Here is a 16,550-nt window from a genome sequence, read left to right on the forward strand (position 1 = left end):
ATGTACGGCCCGTCGACACGTCCTCAGCCACCTGCACCCGGCCGCAACAAGCCGGTGCCGCGCGGCGCCAGCCGTATGGTGGCCAAGGAGCCCTTGTCGGCGCGCCTGCCCAAGGCCAACTTCAGTTTTCTGAAGCGTCTGCTCTGGCCTGTGCTGTTGGTGGTTCTGGGCTTCGGTACTTATGAGGCAGCACAGCGTCTGCTGCCGTACGCCGACCGCCCGATTACCCGCATCAACGTGCAGGGCGATTTGAGTTACATCAGCCAGCAGGCTGTGCAGCAGCGGATTGCGCCTTATGTGGCGTCGAGCTTTTTCAAGATCGATCTGGCTGCCATGCGCACCGAGCTTGAGCAGATGCCATGGATCGCGCACGCCGAGGTCCGTCGTGTATGGCCGGATCAGGTAGTGATTCGTCTTGAAGAGCAGTTGCCGGTTGCCCGTTGGGGCGATGAAGCGCTGTTGAATAACCAAGGGCAGGCTTTCACACCGCGTGAACTGTCCAATTACGAACATCTTCCCCAGTTGTTCGGCCCGCAGCGGGCCCAGCAGCAGGTGATGCAGCAGTATCAGGTGTTGAGTCAGATGTTGCGCCCGTTGGGCTTCTCCATCGTGCGCCTGGAGCTGCGCGAGCGTGGCAGCTGGTTCCTGACCACAGGTGCCGGTAGTGCTGGCCCGGGTATCGAGTTGTTGCTTGGACGCGACCACCTTGTCGAAAAAATGCGCCGCTTCATCGCGATTTACGACAAAACGCTGAAAGACCAAATAACGAATATCGCGCGCGTCGACTTGCGTTACTCCAACGGCCTTGCGGTCGGTTGGCGCGAACAGGCAGCGCCGGCGACGGAAAAACCCGCCGTCGCGAAGAATTGATAAGAGGCAGGACCATGGCAAATGTGCAAAGCGGCAAAATGATCGTCGGGCTGGATATCGGTACCTCCAAGGTGGTGGCACTGGTAGGCGAAGTCGCGGCCGATGGCTCGCTGGAAATCGTGGGTATCGGTACCCATCCCTCCCGCGGCCTGAAGAAGGGCGTGGTGGTGAATATCGAATCGACCGTGCAGTCGATCCAGCGCGCAATCGAAGAAGCGCAATTGATGGCCGGCTGCCGTATTCACTCGGCATTCGTGGGCGTTGCAGGCAGCCACATTCGCAGCCTGAACTCGCACGGCATCGTGGCGATTCGTGATCGCGAAGTCAGCGCTGCGGACCTGGAGCGTGTGCTCGATGCTGCTCAGGCGGTGGCCATTCCTGCCGACCAGCGTGTGTTGCACACCCTGCCTCAGGATTACGTGATCGATAACCAGGAAGGCGTGCGTGAGCCTCTGGGCATGTCCGGCGTACGTCTGGAAGCCAAGGTTCATGTGGTGACCTGTGCGGTGAACGCGGCGCAGAACATCGAAAAGTGCGTACGTCGCTGCGGTCTGGAAGTCGACGACATCATTCTCGAGCAACTGGCTTCGGCGTATTCCGTGCTGACCGATGACGAGAAAGAACTGGGTGTATGCCTGGTGGACATCGGTGGCGGCACCACCGACATCGCGATCTTCACCGAAGGCGCCATTCGCCACACGGCGGTCATCCCGATTGCGGGCGACCAGGTGACCAACGACATCGCCATGGCGTTGCGCACTCCGACCCAGTACGCCGAAGAAATCAAGATTCGTTATGCCTGTGCGCTGGCCAAGCTGGCCGGTGCAGGCGAAACCATCAAAGTGCCGAGCGTGGGCGACCGTCCACCTCGCGAGCTGTCGCGTCAGGCCCTGGCCGAAGTGGTAGAGCCTCGTTACGACGAGCTGTTCACCCTGATCCAGGCCGAACTGCGCCGCAGCGGCTACGAAGATCTGATCCCGGCCGGCATCGTGCTGACCGGGGGCACAGCGAAAATGGAAGGTGCGGTCGAACTGGCCGAGGAAATCTTCCACATGCCGGTCCGCCTGGGCGTACCGCACAGCGTCAAAGGGCTCGCTGATGTCGTGCGCAACCCGATCTACTCAACCGGCGTAGGCCTGTTGATGTACGGGCTGCAAAAACAATCGGATGGCATTTCGCTGTCCGGGATTGTCGGCAACAGCAGTTACAGCGACGAAACCAAGGCACCGGTGCTTGAGCGTATCAAGCGTTGGGTGCAGGGAAATTTCTAAGTTTCAACGTTTAACGGTTTCACAGATTCAGATTCAGGGCTTCACCAGCAGTATCGGCAGGCAGTAGGCAAAACTAACTAGAAAGCGGAAGGAGAGAGAAAATGTTCGAACTCGTAGACAACGTCCCGCAAAGCCCGGTTATCAAGGTTATCGGCGTAGGCGGTGGTGGCGGCAACGCTGTCAATCACATGGTCAAGAGCAACATCGAAGGCGTGGAATTCATCTGCGCCAACACCGATGCTCAAGCGCTGAAAAACATTGGCGCGCGGACCATTCTGCAACTGGGCACCGGCGTGACCAAGGGTCTTGGCGCTGGCGCGAACCCTGAAGTCGGTCGTCAGGCCGCACTGGAAGATCGTGAGCGCATTGCAGAAGTTCTGCAGGGCACCAACATGGTTTTCATCACCACTGGCATGGGCGGCGGTACCGGTACCGGTGCAGCACCGATCATTGCTGAAGTGGCCAAGGAAATGGGCATTCTGACGGTCGCAGTCGTGACCCGTCCGTTCCCGTTCGAAGGTCGCAAGCGTATGCAGATCGCCGATGAAGGCATCCGCATGCTGTCCGAAAGCGTCGACTCGTTGATCACCATCCCCAACGAGAAGCTGCTGACCATCCTCGGTAAAGACGCCAGCTTGCTGTCGGCTTTCGCCAAGGCTGACGATGTACTGGCCGGTGCCGTTCGCGGTATCTCCGACATCATCAAGCGTCCGGGCATGATCAACGTCGACTTCGCCGACGTGCGTACCGTGATGAGCGAAATGGGCATGGCGATGATGGGCACTGGCTGCGCCAGCGGTCCTAACCGTGCACGTGAAGCGACCGAAGCGGCCATCCGCAACCCGTTGCTCGAAGACGTCAACCTGCAGGGCGCTCGCGGCATCCTGGTCAACATCACTGCCGGTCCTGACCTGTCTCTGGGTGAGTACTCGGACGTGGGTAGCATCATCGAAGCGTTCGCTTCCGAGCACGCGATGGTCAAGGTCGGTACTGTTATCGATCCGGACATGCGTGACGAGTTGCACGTGACTGTGGTAGCCACCGGCCTGGGCGCGAAAATCGAGAAACCTGTCAAGGTCATCGACAACACGCTGCAGACTACCCAGCAGGCTCCTGCACAGCAGGCGTCCCGCCAGGAAGCACCGTCGGTCAACTACCGTGACCTGGATCGTCCTACCGTGATGCGCAACCAGGCACACGCAGGCGCTACAGCCGCGGCGAAGATGAACCCTAACGATGATCTCGATTACCTGGACATCCCGGCTTTCCTGCGTCGTCAGGCCGATTGATGAAATGTATCAGGGGTATTAGGGTGATTGGTGTTCAGCAAAGGCATGGTCTGCTATCATCGCCAGCCTTTGTTGATACCAGTTCGCAACTTGCGCTGAAGCGGCCCATGCCATGATAAAACAACGCACCCTGAAAAATATTATCCGTGCCACAGGTGTAGGCCTGCACTCCGGGGAGAAGGTTTACCTGACCCTCAAGCCCGCACCTGTGAATACCGGCATTGTGTTTTGCCGAGCTGACCTTGATCCCGTCGTGCAGATTCCTGCGCGTGCGGAAAACGTCGGTGACACCACTTTGTCGACCACTCTGGTCAATGGTGATGTCAAAGTCGACACGGTAGAACACTTGCTCTCGGCCATGGCTGGCCTTGGCATCGATAACGCCTACGTCGAGCTCTCTGCCTCCGAAGTTCCTATCATGGACGGCAGCGCAGGCCCTTTCGTATTCCTGATTCAATCGGCAGGCCTGGAAGAACAGGACGAGCCGAAGAAATTCATCCGTATCCTGCGTGAAGTCACAGTGGAGGAGGGCGGTAAACGCGCTACTTTCGTGCCTTTCGAAGGGTTCAAGGTCAGTTTCGAGATCGATTTCGATCACCCCGTCTTCCGTGACCGCACCCAGAGTGCAAGCGTGGACTTTTCCAGCACTTCCTTCGTGAAGGAAGTCAGCCGTGCCCGGACCTTCGGGTTCATGAGTGATATCGAGTACCTGCGCAAGCACAACCTCGCACTCGGCGGCAGCGTGGAAAACGCCATCGTGGTCGACAAGGACGGTGTACTGAACGAAGACGGCCTGCGGTACGAGGACGAATTCGTCAAACACAAAATCCTCGACGCCATCGGTGACCTCTACCTGCTGGGCAACAGCCTGATTGGTGAGTTCCGGGGTTTCAAATCGGGGCATGCACTGAACAACCGTCTGCTGCGCACGTTGATCGAGCAGAAAGACGCTTGGGAAGTGGTGACTTTCGAGGATGCCAGTACGGCACCTATTTCTTACATGCGCCCTGTCGCGGCGGTGTAAGCAAGCTTTACTCTCTTTCCTTTTGTTCTTTAAAGGCTGCCCTCGGGTGGCCTTTTTTTATGGGCTTTTTCAGGGATAGTCAGTGTTCGCGGAGGGCGTGCAGCGATCAGGCAGGGCTACTTCCTGTCCTTCGCATGGCTGGCCAGCCGTTCCAGTGCGGCACGCAAGCGCGGATCGGTGATGCCTTCAGCGGTGGCCTGAATGTTTTCGGCAGCCACTGCCGACAGGTCGATCGTGTGCGTGGCGGCTCCGCGTGGCGCTTCAGGCGGCTGCACCTTGAACACAATGCGGGTCAGGTTGATGAATTCGTCGAAGGCCATCATTTGCCGGTGCAGGCGTTTCTGCTGGTAGCGCAGGCGCGTGGCCCAATGACCATCCGTCACGATCAGCAACAAGGTACCTTCGCGCCACGAGGCCACGCGACAATGCTCGCGGGCCGCAGGCTGCAGCTGGCTTTCGAGCAGGCGCTGCAAGTGGCTGAGTCGCTCGGCGTGGCGAAATATAGCCTTCAGGGGCTTGGCTTCACGCAGCAAAACCGCGGGCGGGCGGGCGTTCAGAGGACGAAAGGCCATGGAGGGATGCCTGGGTAACAAGATGAACATCTTAACAGAAAGCGTTCTGACGGCTGCTTTTCAGGGCATTTCCGTGCTTTCATATGCAAATCAATGAGTAACTTCCCCGGCTAACGGGTTGAAGTGCTTGAAAATGGCCCCATTGTAAACCTGCCCCGTCACAGCGCTGTGCCAGCATCGTGGAATAACGCCACTTTCCTCACCATCGTTTCCGGGTAGAATGCTCGTTCGCATGCGGCCATCTGGGCTGCACGGGCGACTCACGGGGCCGCCCTCCATTCCTATGTGTGGAAGATCCTGTCGATATGTTTGCGCCTTTGTTGAAAAAACTTTTTGGAAGCAAGAACGAGCGTGAAGTAAAACGCATGCTCAAGACGGTACAGATCGTCAATGCCTTCGAAGAGCAAATGGTGGCCCTTTCGGACGAGCAACTGCGCGCCAAGACCGAAGAGTTCAAGGCCCGCATAGCCAAAGGCGAGACCCTCGATCAATTGCTTCCGGAAGCCTTTGCTGTCGCTCGTGAAGCGGGCAAGCGCGTCATGGGCATGCGCCACTTCGACGTTCAGTTGATCGGCGGCATGACCCTGCACGAAGGTCAGATCGCGGAAATGCGCACCGGTGAAGGTAAAACCCTGGTCGGTACGCTGGCTGTCTACCTCAACGCATTGTCCGGCAAGGGCGTTCACGTCGTTACCGTGAACGACTACCTCGCACGCCGCGATGCCAACTGGATGCGTCCGCTGTACGAATTCCTCGGCCTGACCGTAGGCATCGTTACGCCATTCCAGCCGCCAGAAGAGAAGCGCGCCGCCTACGCTGCCGATATCACGTACGGCACCAACAACGAATACGGTTTCGATTACCTGCGCGACAACATGGCGTTCAGCATGGACGACAAGTTCCAGCGTGAACTCAATTTTGCCGTGATCGACGAAGTCGACTCGATTCTGATCGACGAAGCGCGTACGCCGCTGATCATCTCCGGCCAGGCTGAAGACAGTTCCAAGCTGTACACCGAAATCAACCGCCTGATCCCCAAGCTCGAGCAGCATATCGAGGAAGTGGAAGGCGAAGTCACCAAGCCGGGTCATTTCACCGTTGACGAGAAAACCCGTCAGGTCGAGCTGAACGAAGCCGGTCACCAGTTCATCGAGGAAATGCTCACCGAAGTCGGCCTGCTGGCCGAAGGCGAGAGCCTCTACTCGGCGCATAACCTGGGCCTGCTGACTCACGTCTATGCCGGTCTGCGTGCGCACAAGCTGTTCAATCGCAACGTCGAATACATCGTTTCGGACGGTCAGGTGCTGCTGGTCGACGAACACACCGGCCGTACCATGCCGGGCCGTCGTCTGTCCGAAGGTCTGCACCAGGCCATCGAAGCCAAGGAGGGTCTGAACATTCAGGCTGAAAGCCAGACCCTGGCATCGACCACGTTCCAGAACTACTTCCGTCTGTACAACAAGCTGTCCGGCATGACCGGTACGGCCGACACCGAAGCGTTCGAATTCCACCAGATCTACAACCTGGCCGTCATGGTCATCCCGCCGAACAAGCCTTTGGCGCGTAAGGACTTCAACGACCTGGTCTACCTGACGGCGGAAGAGAAGTACGCCGCCATCGTCACCGACATCAAGGCCTGCATCGCGGAAAACCGTCCGGTGCTGGTCGGTACGGCGACCATCGAAACCTCCGAGCACATGTCCAGTCTGCTCAACAAGGAAGGTATCGAGCACAAGGTTCTGAACGCCAAGTTCCACGAAAAGGAAGCGGAAATCATTGCGCAGGCCGGTCGTCCGGGTGCGTTGACCATCGCCACCAACATGGCCGGTCGTGGTACCGACATCCTGCTGGGCGGCAACTGGGAAGTCGAGGTTGCCAACCTGGAAGACCCGACTCCCGAGCAGATCGCACAGATCAAGGCTGACTGGCAGAAGCGCCATCAGCAGGTGATCGAAGCGGGCGGCCTGCACGTCATCGCCTCCGAGCGTCACGAATCGCGCCGTATCGACAACCAGCTGCGCGGTCGTGCCGGCCGTCAGGGCGACACCGGCTCCAGCCGTTTCTACCTGTCGCTCGAAGACAGCCTGATGCGCATCTTTGCCTCTGACCGGGTGAAGAACTTCATGAAGGCGCTGGGCATGCAGTCCGGTGAGGCCATCGAGCATCGCATGGTGACCAACGCCATCGAAAAAGCGCAGCGCAAGGTGGAAGGTCGCAACTTCGACATCCGCAAGCAGTTGCTGGAATTCGATGACGTGGCCAACGAACAGCGTAAAGTGATTTATCACATGCGTAACACGTTGCTGGCCGCCGAGAACATTGGCGAGACCATTGCCGACTTCCGCGAGGAAGTGCTCAACAACCTGATCATCCAGCACATTCCGCCACAGTCCCTGCCGGAGCAGTGGAATGTTGCCGGCCTGGAATCGGCGCTCAATACCGACTTCGCGGTTCAAATGCCGATCCAGCAGTGGCTCGACGAAGACGACAACCTGCACGAAGACAGCCTGCGCGAAAAAATCATGGCGCAGTTGCTGGTGGCGTACAACGAGAAGGAAGACCAGGCCAGCGCCGAAGCTCTGCGCTCCTTCGAGAAGCAGATCCTCCTGCGCGTGCTGGACGACCTGTGGAAAGATCACCTGTCGACCATGGACCACCTGCGTCACGGTATCCACCTGCGCGGCTACGCTCAGAAGAACCCGAAGCAGGAATACAAGCGCGAGTCCTTCACGCTGTTCCAGGAACTGCTGGATTCGATCAAGCGCGACACCATCCGTGTGCTCTCGCATGTTCAGGTTCGCCGCGAAGATCCAGAGGAAGAAGAAGCACGCCTGCGTCAGGACGCCGAAGAGCTGGCCAGTCGCATGCAGTTCGAACACGCGCCTGCACCGGGCATCGAGCAGCCGCTGCTCGATGAAGAGGGTGGCGAAGCGCCTGTTGCCGTTGCATCCGAGCCGGTTCGCAACGACCAGAAACTGGGCCGCAACGAGCTGTGCTGGTGTGGTTCGGGGAAGAAATTCAAGCACTGTCACGGCCAGATCAACTAAGCCTTTGACTGTGTAATACCTGCGCCGCGACCGGCTTGCCCGTCGCGGCGTTTTTTCATTGATCGCCGTACCGATGCGGACGGCGCCACACTCCATGAGGAGCACCCCGATGGCTGTTGGTCTTGGTCCTTTGCCTGCGTTGCACCCGGTTCCCGGTTTTGAACTTGGCATTTCTTCTGCCGGCATCAAACGCCCGGGGCGCAAGGATGTTGTGGTCATGCGCTGTGCCGAAGGCTCCAGCGTGGCCGGCGTATTCACCTTGAATGCGTTCTGCGCAGCGCCGGTTATTTTGGCCAAACAGCGCGTCCAGGGCACTGTGCGTTATTTGCTGACCAACACCGGCAATGCCAATGCGGGCACGGGCGAACCAGGTCTTGTGGCGGCGCGGCGTACCTGCGAAAAGCTGGCGCAACTGACCGGCGTCGATGCTTCGGCGGTGCTGCCCTATTCGACGGGCGTGATCGGTGAGCCGTTGCCGGTGGAAAAGATCGAAGGCGCCCTGCAAGCCGCGCTGGATGATCTGTCTGTGGATAACTGGGCCGCTGCGGCGACCGGGATCATGACCACCGATACCCTGCCCAAAGGCGCCAGCCGTCAGTTCAGCCATGACGGCGTGACCGTCACTGTGACCGGCATCAGCAAGGGTGCAGGCATGATTCGCCCGAACATGGCGACCATGCTCGGTTACATCGCCACCGACGCCAAAGTGGCGCAGAGCGTGCTTCAGGACCTGATTCGTGACGGCGCCAACAAGTCGTTCAACCGCATTACCATCGATGGCGACACTTCGACCAACGATTGCTGCATGTTGATCGCCACCGGTCAGGCTGATCTGCCGGAAATCACCGAGGCCAAAGGCCCGTTGTTCGAGGCGTTGAAGAAAGCGGTGTTCGATGTGTGCATGGAAGTCGCTCAGGCCATTGTGCGTGACGGAGAAGGTGCGACCAAGTTCGTGACCGTTGAAGTCAACGGTGGTGGCAATCATCAGGAATGCCTGGACGTCGGTTATGCCGTGGCCCACTCGCCGCTGATCAAGACGGCGCTGTTCGCCTCCGACCCGAACTGGGGACGTATCCTGGCGGCTGTCGGCCGTGCCGGTGTGCCGGATCTGGACGTGAGCAAGATCGACGTATTCCTCGGTGGCGTGTGCATCGCCAGTCAGGGCTGCCGCGCTACGACCTACACCGAAGAGCAAGGCTCGGCGGTGATGGCCGAAGAAGAAATCACCATCCGTATCGAGCTGGGTCGCGGCGATTGCAGCGAAACGATCTGGACCACCGATCTTTCTCACGAGTACGTGAAGATCAACGCGGAATATCGCACCTGATTCAATGCCCGGCGCGCCGGCATCCTGTCTTCGCGCCGGGCTCAATGGAGCTGAACCATGAGCCTGCATCTGATTATCGGCGACAAACGCTACTCCTCCTGGTCGCTGCGTCCCTGGCTGGTGCTGGAAATGACCGGTGCTCCGTTCACCGATCAGGTCATCCGCCTGAACCAGCCTGACACCCGCGCGAACATTCTCAAGTATTCACCCACCGGCAAGGTCCCTGCGCTGCAGTGCGAGCACGGCACGATCATCGATTCGCTGGCCATTTGCGAATACCTGGTCGAACGTTTTCCGGACGCTGGCCTGTGGCCGAGTGATACCGCTGCGCGTGCCCAGGCACGTTCTGCCTGCGCGCAGATGCACAGCGGCTTTGTCAGCCTGCGTTCGAACATGCCGATGGACCTGCGCCAGGATCAGGCGCTGGAAGTGATTCCGGTCGATACCCAGAACGACATCGACCGTATCGTCGAACTGTGGGCCGAATGCCGCACTGCGGCGGCCGAAAGCGGTCCGTTTCTGTTCGGTAAGCCGAGCATTGCCGACGCGTTCTTTGCCCCGGTAGCCATTCGCTTGCGCAGTTACCGTGTCGAGTTGCCTGAAGAAGCGCTGAAGTACATCGAAACCATTTACCAGTGGCCTGCCTTCAAACGCTGGCAGCAGGCCGGTCTGGAGGAGTCCTGATCGTGAAACGAGTTCATGTGGCCGCCGCTGTCATTCGTGGCGCTGACGGCAGCGTATTGATTGCCCGGCGTGCCGACACTCAGCATCAAGGCGGCCTCTGGGAGTTTCCTGGCGGCAAGGTCGAGGAGGGCGAGACTGTCCAGGCCGCGCTCGCACGTGAATTGCAGGAAGAGCTGGGCATCCTGGTGACGGCGGCACGTCCGCTGATCAAGGTCTGTCACGACTATCCGGACAAGCAGGTGCTGCTGGACGTCTGGGAAGTCTCGGCCTTCACTGGCCAGGCGCATGGTGCAGAAGGGCAGCCGCTGGTCTGGGCCAGCCCGCGTGAGCTGGCCAATTATGAGTTTCCGGCCGCCAATCAGCCGATCGTCGCGGCGGCACGTTTGCCCGGCGAGTACCTGATCACCCCTGAGGGGCTGGACAATATCGAGCTGTTGCGCGGCATGCAGAAAGCCATCGCTGGCGGCATCAAGCTGGTCCAGTTGCGTGCGCCGGGTGGTTACGACCCGAAGTACCGTGACCTGGCCGTGGATGCGGCGGGCCTGTGTGCCGGCAAGGCGCAGCTCATGCTCAAAGGGCCTCTGGAGTGGCTGGGCGACTTTCCGTCCGCCGGCTGGCACCTGACGGCGGAGCAACTGCGCAAGTACGCCAGTCGCGGGCGTCCGTTCCCTGAGAACCGTTGGCTGGCGGCGTCATGCCATAACGCCGAAGAGCTGGCACTGGCAGAGCAGATGGGCGTGGATTTCGTCACCCTGTCGCCCGTTCAGCCAACCCTGACCCACCCCGATGCGCAGCCGCTTGGCTGGCCGCAGGCAACGCAACTGATTGCGGGTTTCAACAGGCCGGTCTTTCTGTTGGGCGGCGTAGGCCCTGCCGAGCGTCAACAGGCCTGGGAAAGCGGCGCACAGGGCGTGGCCGGGATTCGCGCGTTCTGGCCTGACGAGATCGTCTGACGCTCAGAAGAGGACACAGAGCGTCCAGAACGGCATGCCCACGCGGAGTAACTAGCGTTATACACATGTCTGCTCTTGATTCTGGCCGTAGGCCGTGGGAGCGAGCTTGCTCGCGAAGAAGCCAGTAAAACCCCTGAAAATGGGGCGTCTGGACCGACGTCTTCGTGAGCAATGCGGATCGCAGCCTCGCTCACTCCCGCAAGACCTATACCTAACGACAGGACGCTGGCGTGAGGATGTCGTCTGTGCTGCTCCGTTTAATGGATATGCCCATCAAACCGGCTTGGGTGCGGGCTGCCAAAGGATCTCTGCAATGCCCTGTCTTCTGGCGATCAATCGGGCTGCGACGAACAGCAAGTCCGACAGCCTGTTGATGTACGCCAGCCCTGCGCCTTCCAGCGGCTCGACGGCATTCAGATGCTGACAGCGACGTTCGGCACTGCGCGCCAGGCTACGGCAGATGTGCGCTTGGGCGATCAGCGATGAACCGCCTGGCAAAATGAAATTTTCCAGTGGCCCCAACTCCTCATTCCAGACATCAATGGCGGCCTCCAGTCGCTCGACCTCGGCTTCGTTCAGCGCCTTGTAGGTCGGCATGGCCAGTTCGCCGCCCAGATCGAACAGTCGGTGCTGGCAGGGTGCAAGTACCTCGATCACTTCGTTGAGGGCCGGGACGCGCTGAGCTTCATCGATCAGCCCCGCCAGCAACAGTCCCAGCTGGCTGTTGAGCGTATCGACCTCACCGATGGCCTCGACGCGCGGATGATCCTTGGAGACCCGACGGCCATCGCCCAGACCGGTTTCACCGGCATCGCCGGTACGCGTGTAAATCTTCGACAAACGAAAGCCCATTGATGCGATTCCTGATCAGGATTTTGAAATGACCTGCTGCTGAACGCTCACTTGGTTGGCCACCAGCGGTAGACGCAGCGTAAAGCAGGTGCCTGTGCCGAGAGAGGAATGTACCTCCATCTGGCCTTTGTGGTTGTTGGTGACAATGAAGTAGGACACCGACAGGCCCAGCCCGGTGCCCTGGCCGATTTCCTTGGTGGTGAAAAACGGCTCGAACGTACGCTTGCGGATGTTCTCTGACATGCCGATGCCGTTGTCCTCGACCTGAATCTCGGCCCACGGCGGATTGAGGCGCGTGCGCAGGGTAATGCGCCCGGGCTCTTCGCTCTCCGGCCGCTGGTGGATGGCCTGCGCGGCGTTCTTCAGCAGGTTCAGCAGCACCTGCTCCAGCTCGTTGGCAATGCACGGCACCGGGCCCAGTTCGGGGTCGAACTGACGGATGATGTGCTGGCCCTTGAAGTCGAAACCGATGGTCAGATCGAAGTCGTTACTGGCGATCTCCACGGCCTGATCGATCAAGGCCGGCAAATCACAGGGCGATAACTGACGACTGCTCAGGCGGCTGAAATTGAGCATGTGGCTGACGATTTTTGCAGCCCTGGCACCGGCCTGCTGAATGCCGTCGAGCAGTTTCGGCACTTCGCGGCTTTCCAGGTAATGGTTGACCTGCGCCAGATCGACGCCGTCGGCCTCGGCCTGCTCGATGTTCTTCGGCAGCTCCGGAGACAGCCGCCGGCGGATGTTCTGCACATTGTGCAGAATGGCGCCCAGCGGGTTGTTGATTTCATGCGCCATGCCTGCTGCCAGACCGCCGACGGACAACATTTTTTCCGACTGCACCATCATTTCTTCCAGCGATATGCGCTGGGTGATGTCATCGATCCGGATCACCACACCGCGCCCGGCATCACCGGTCAACGGGTAGAACGTCAGCGCGTAGTGGCGGGACTCGTCATTCTTGATCCAGGTCACGCGCTCGATCTTGGTCACGCTATGGCGCTCGACGGTGTGCTTGATCTGCGGCAGAAACGAGCGCATCGGCTCGAAGGCCAGGAAGATCGGCTGGTTCAGCGCTTCGTCCAGGGTCGTCCCGGACAAGGCCGTCGCCTCCTGATTCCACTGGGTGACGTACAGCTGTTCGTCCAGTGCGATCATCGCCGAGGGCATCGAGTCGATGATGCTGTTGAGGTAGTTCTGGAAGCCGGTGAGCTTCTTCTCGATCTTGCTGCGCACCTGGACTTCCAGCTCCAGCTTGCGGTTGGTGTGGCGGGTTTCCTCGGCCAGCCCCTGAGCCTGATCGTAGGCTTCCTGCGAGTCGTCGCGCGCGCGCTTGAGTTGCTGTTCGCGTGCTTCGATACGCGACAGCATGGTGTTGAACGCCTCGGCCAGGCTGCCGATTTCATCCTCGTTACCGGGTTCTGCGCGGAGTGCGTAGTTCTCTTCGCGGGTCACCTGGCGGGACAGTTCTTCCAGTTGGTAAATGGGTTCAGTAATCAGGCGCCGAATCTGCCGCGCTACCACCAGCCACAGCAGCACGCTGAACACCAGAATGCCCAGGCTGGCAGTCAGCGTGCCGGTGTAGAACGCAGGAGGCAGCTCGCTGCTGGCAACCAGCAACAAGTGCCCTGGCGGCTCGTCGCCCTTCGGTACGGTAATGACCTGCGTGCTGCGAAATTCGGTCAGACGCCAGCTGTCCATGTCTTTGAAGTGCTTGGGCAGCTCTAGACTTTCGCCCTGATGCATCTGTTCAAGCCGCTCGCCGTTGTTGTCATACAGGGCTGCGGCACGCAACGGCCCGTAGCTTCTCAGCTCCTTGAGCAGCGCGCGCGCCTCGTTCGGCGAGTACAAGGCCCGCTCGTTGAGGTTGGCGCTGCTGATCAGCCGACCGATGGTCTGCAGGGCCTGTGGAGCCATCGCCTCCTGAGAGATGTAGTAGGCCGCGCTGATGAAGGTCAGGTTGGCGACCAGCAGTACAGTGGTCATCAGGACCAGCAGGGCGGCCAGCAGTTTCTGGCCGACGGGCAGGTTTTCCAGGCGTTGGCGCAAGGGCATTGGGCAAGTCGCAGTGACGGGTGATGCGAGCAGGGTAGCGCGGGCTAGTCGGTACGCAAACCCTTGCTTGCCAGATGAGCGGTCAGACGCGTCTGCAACTGCTGCAGGTGCGGGGCCGGACAGCCATGACGCGCTGCGGCTGCGCATGCGTAACCCAGCAGGTAGCTGACTTCGGTGCGTCGCCCGTGAAGCACATCCTGGTACATGGATGAGTAGTTGGCAGCGGTCGCCTGGATGACCCGCAGCACTTCCGCATGCAATTCCTGCGCAGCCGTCGACTGGCCGCAGCGGCCCAGCAGATCGCTGAGCTCGGCGCACAGCGTGGCGACCTCGCAGGCGTGCTCGAGCAGGCCGCCGTTACGGCAGGCGTGCAGGACCGTCAGCGGGTTGACCGCGCAGTTGATTGCCAGCTTGCGCCACAGGCGGGTCAGGATGTCCGGCGTCCATTCGTGGGGAATGCCACTGTCGTGCAAATCCTGCAGAAGCGCGGGGGCTGTCGGGTTGGATGCGTCACCCAGCCAGTTGAAACCATGGCCAGCAAACCTGACACGCCAGTCCGACTCCAGAAACGCGCCTTCGGTGCTGGACGCGAACAGGCAGCGCGCGTGGGGGATTTGCGCCGCCACAGCGTCCTGGCTGCCCAGGCCGTTCTGCAACAGGATGACGTCGGCCTGCGCCGTCAATCGCGGAGCCAGCTGAGCGACAGCCTGCTCGGCTTCGTAAGCCTTGCAGGCCACCAGCAACCGTTCGATGGGCTGTCGATGGTTGGCGGTCTGCGCTTCGACCGGGTACGCATGGGCGATATCGTTCTCGACCAGCGTCACGCAGCTGCCATTGGCTTGATAGGCGGCCAGCCGATCCGCGTTGCGAAGGATCAACCGAACCGGCAGATTCGCGCGTGCCAGTCGCGTCGCCCAGAGACTGCCCAGGCTGCCCGCGCCGAGAACATGCCATGTCACCGCCATCACAGCGGCACGTTATGGCGCTGAAGCGGTCTGCAGAAGGTGAAAACAAGGATGTGCATGGAAGGCTCACAGTGAACGCCGGAAAAGTCTCGTTATAATGAGCGTTCTTTCACACCGTCAAGTCATGCGTGCCCGAATTGTGCGCACGCCGTTTATCTGGAGAACATACATGCCCTCGTTCGACGTAGTGTCCGAATTGGATAAACACGAAGTCACGAATGCCGTCGACAACGCTATCAAAGAGCTGGACCGTCGCTACGACCTCAAAGGCAAAGGCACGTTCGAGTTCAAGGAACTGACCGTCACGCTGACCGCAGAAGCAGACTTCCAGCTGGAGGCCATGATCGAAATCCTCAAGCTGGCGCTGGTCAAACGCAAGATCGACGCGAAGTGCCTCGAGATCAAGGACGCTTATGCTTCCGGCAAATTGATGAAGCAGGAAGTCATCCTGCGTGAAGGCATCGACAAGGAGCTGGCGAAGAAAATCGTCGCTCACATCAAGGAAGCCAAACTCAAGGTCCAGGCCGCCATTCAGGGCGAGCAGGTGCGGGTGACCGGCAAGAAGCGCGACGACCTGCAAGAAGCCATCGCAGCGTTGCGTGCCTATGATTCGGGCATGCCGTTGCAATTCAACAACTTCCGCGACTGATCGTTGCATTGAAAGCCGGGGAACCCTGCGTTCCCCCGCCAGTCCGAATCGCCCTGAGCATTGAAATGACGGCAGGCCGCCGTAGTTTTGATCGCAGTTCGTGACGAGTAAGGAGATAACGATGGATTTAAACGCAGAAGTCGGTCATCTGTGGCAAGCGTCGCAGGCCTGGATTCCGATGATCATGGAGTACGGCAGCCGCTTGCTGCTGGCAGTCGTCACACTGTGCGTAGGCTGGTGGCTGATCAACCGGCTGACCGGCAAACTGGGCGCCTTGCTGGCCTTGCGACACGCCGATCTGGCCTTGCAAGGCTTCGTCAGCAACCTGGCCAACGTCATTCTGAAAATCCTGCTGGTGGTCAGCGTCGCGTCGATGATCGGCGTGGAAACCACCTCGTTCGTGGCGGCGATCGGTGCTGCCGGTCTGGCGATCGGTCTGGCCCTGCAAGGCAGCCTGGCGAACTTCGCCGGTGGCGTACTGATTCTGTTGTTCCGCCCGTTCCGTATCGGTGACTGGATCGAAGCCCAGGGTGTGTCGGGAACCGTCGACAACATCCAGATCTTCCACACCGTGCTGCGCACCGGCGACAACCGTACCGTGATCATTCCCAACGGCAACCTGTCCAACGGCATCATCACCAACACCAACCGACAGCCGACCCGCAAGATCACCTTCGACATCGGCGTCAGCCACGATGCCGATCTCAAGAAGGCCTTGCAGGTCCTGCTGGACATGGCCGACGACCCGCGCGTACTCAAGGACCCGGCCCCGCAGGCTGTCGTGGCAGCGCTGGGGGAGAACGCGATTACCTTGTCCCTGCGTGTCTGGACCAGCAGTGGCGATATGGGCGACGTGACGTCGATGTTCAACATCGAAGCGCGCGACCGCTTGAAGGACGCAGGCATCGAGATCCCACTGCCGCAGCGGATTGTGCGGATGGTTCAGGAATAGTGGTTTGTGCGGTAAGGCAAAGCCCTGGCTCGTGAGAGTCGGG

The 16,550-nt window shown here is 59.9% G+C and carries 14 protein-coding genes; 10 read left to right on the forward strand and 4 right to left on the reverse strand.

The features are described 5' to 3' along the window. The 4 genes from JOE29_RS04420 to lpxC all read left to right on the forward strand — a co-directional run bounded on the left by JOE29_RS04420 (position 1) and on the right by lpxC (position 4,454). Complete coding sequence (locus JOE29_RS04420; RefSeq protein WP_003395370.1) at positions 1-870, forward strand: cell division protein FtsQ/DivIB; 870 nt, start codon at positions 1-3, stop codon at positions 868-870. 14 nt (positions 871-884) lie between these two features. Beyond that, positions 885-2,141, forward strand: coding sequence for a cell division protein FtsA (gene ftsA / locus JOE29_RS04425; RefSeq protein WP_003424486.1), 1,257 nt, complete (start codon positions 885-887; stop codon positions 2,139-2,141). Positions 2,142-2,242: 101 nt separating this feature from the next. After that, positions 2,243-3,430: a cell division protein FtsZ gene (gene ftsZ, locus JOE29_RS04430; RefSeq protein ID WP_002555041.1), complete on the forward strand. Its 1,188-nt coding sequence runs from the start codon at positions 2,243-2,245 to the stop codon at positions 3,428-3,430. Positions 3,431-3,542: 112 nt separating this feature from the next. Then, positions 3,543-4,454, forward strand: coding sequence for a UDP-3-O-acyl-N-acetylglucosamine deacetylase (gene lpxC / locus JOE29_RS04435; protein ID WP_003364012.1), 912 nt, complete (start codon positions 3,543-3,545; stop codon positions 4,452-4,454). Between the two features lie 116 nt (positions 4,455-4,570). Here lpxC and JOE29_RS04440 read toward each other — a convergent pair whose 3' ends face one another. Further along, on the reverse strand, positions 4,571-5,026 hold the full coding sequence (locus JOE29_RS04440) for a DciA family protein (protein WP_003313540.1): 456 nt from the start codon (positions 5,024-5,026) through the stop codon (positions 4,571-4,573). 305 nt (positions 5,027-5,331) lie between these two features. Between JOE29_RS04440 and secA the strand changes: the two genes are divergently transcribed. The 4 genes from secA (at position 5,332) to JOE29_RS04460 (ending at position 11,037) form a co-directional block, all read left to right on the forward strand. After that, positions 5,332-8,073, forward strand: a complete 2,742-nt coding sequence (gene secA / locus JOE29_RS04445; RefSeq protein WP_003418776.1) for a preprotein translocase subunit SecA — start codon at positions 5,332-5,334, stop codon at positions 8,071-8,073. Positions 8,074-8,182: 109 nt separating this feature from the next. Then, positions 8,183-9,400, forward strand: a complete 1,218-nt coding sequence (argJ, locus tag JOE29_RS04450) for a bifunctional glutamate N-acetyltransferase/amino-acid acetyltransferase ArgJ (protein ID WP_003340710.1) — start codon at positions 8,183-8,185, stop codon at positions 9,398-9,400. A gap of 57 nt (positions 9,401-9,457) precedes the next feature. Then, positions 9,458-10,084, forward strand: coding sequence for a glutathione S-transferase family protein (locus tag JOE29_RS04455; protein WP_003313535.1), 627 nt, complete (start codon positions 9,458-9,460; stop codon positions 10,082-10,084). Between the two features lie 2 nt (positions 10,085-10,086). Continuing rightward, complete coding sequence (locus JOE29_RS04460) at positions 10,087-11,037, forward strand: Nudix family hydrolase (protein WP_210078822.1); 951 nt, start codon at positions 10,087-10,089, stop codon at positions 11,035-11,037. A 273-nt stretch (positions 11,038-11,310) separates the two neighbouring features. Here the strand turns inward: JOE29_RS04460 and JOE29_RS04465 are convergent, their stop codons facing one another. The 3 genes from JOE29_RS04465 to JOE29_RS04475 are packed head-to-tail and all read right to left on the reverse strand — an operon-like array spanning position 11,311 to position 14,906. Further along, positions 11,311-11,889 carry a cob(I)yrinic acid a,c-diamide adenosyltransferase gene (locus JOE29_RS04465; RefSeq protein ID WP_003418771.1) on the reverse strand — a complete coding sequence of 193 codons (579 nt, stop codon included), beginning with the start codon at positions 11,887-11,889 and terminating at the stop codon, positions 11,311-11,313. Between the two features lie 15 nt (positions 11,890-11,904). Then, on the reverse strand, positions 11,905-13,941 hold the full coding sequence (locus JOE29_RS04470) for an ATP-binding protein (RefSeq protein ID WP_003313532.1): 2,037 nt from the start codon (positions 13,939-13,941) through the stop codon (positions 11,905-11,907). 44 nt (positions 13,942-13,985) lie between these two features. After that, on the reverse strand, positions 13,986-14,906 hold the full coding sequence (locus JOE29_RS04475) for a putative 2-dehydropantoate 2-reductase (protein ID WP_210078823.1): 921 nt from the start codon (positions 14,904-14,906) through the stop codon (positions 13,986-13,988). A gap of 169 nt (positions 14,907-15,075) precedes the next feature. Here JOE29_RS04475 and JOE29_RS04480 point away from each other — a divergent pair, with 169 nt between their 5' ends. Together JOE29_RS04480 and JOE29_RS04485 are read left to right on the forward strand one after the other, a co-directional pair. Beyond that, the gene (locus tag JOE29_RS04480; RefSeq protein WP_003304827.1) at positions 15,076-15,555 is read left to right on the forward strand and encodes a YajQ family cyclic di-GMP-binding protein; all 480 of its coding nucleotides are present in this window, start codon (positions 15,076-15,078) and stop codon (positions 15,553-15,555) included. A gap of 121 nt (positions 15,556-15,676) precedes the next feature. Then, complete coding sequence (locus JOE29_RS04485; RefSeq protein WP_003413348.1) at positions 15,677-16,507, forward strand: mechanosensitive ion channel family protein; 831 nt, start codon at positions 15,677-15,679, stop codon at positions 16,505-16,507. Positions 16,508-16,550: the final 43 nt, after the last annotated feature.

The organism is Pseudomonas sp. PvP009 (assembly GCF_017832995.1).
Lineage (GTDB): Bacteria > Pseudomonadota > Gammaproteobacteria > Pseudomonadales > Pseudomonadaceae > Aquipseudomonas > Aquipseudomonas syringae.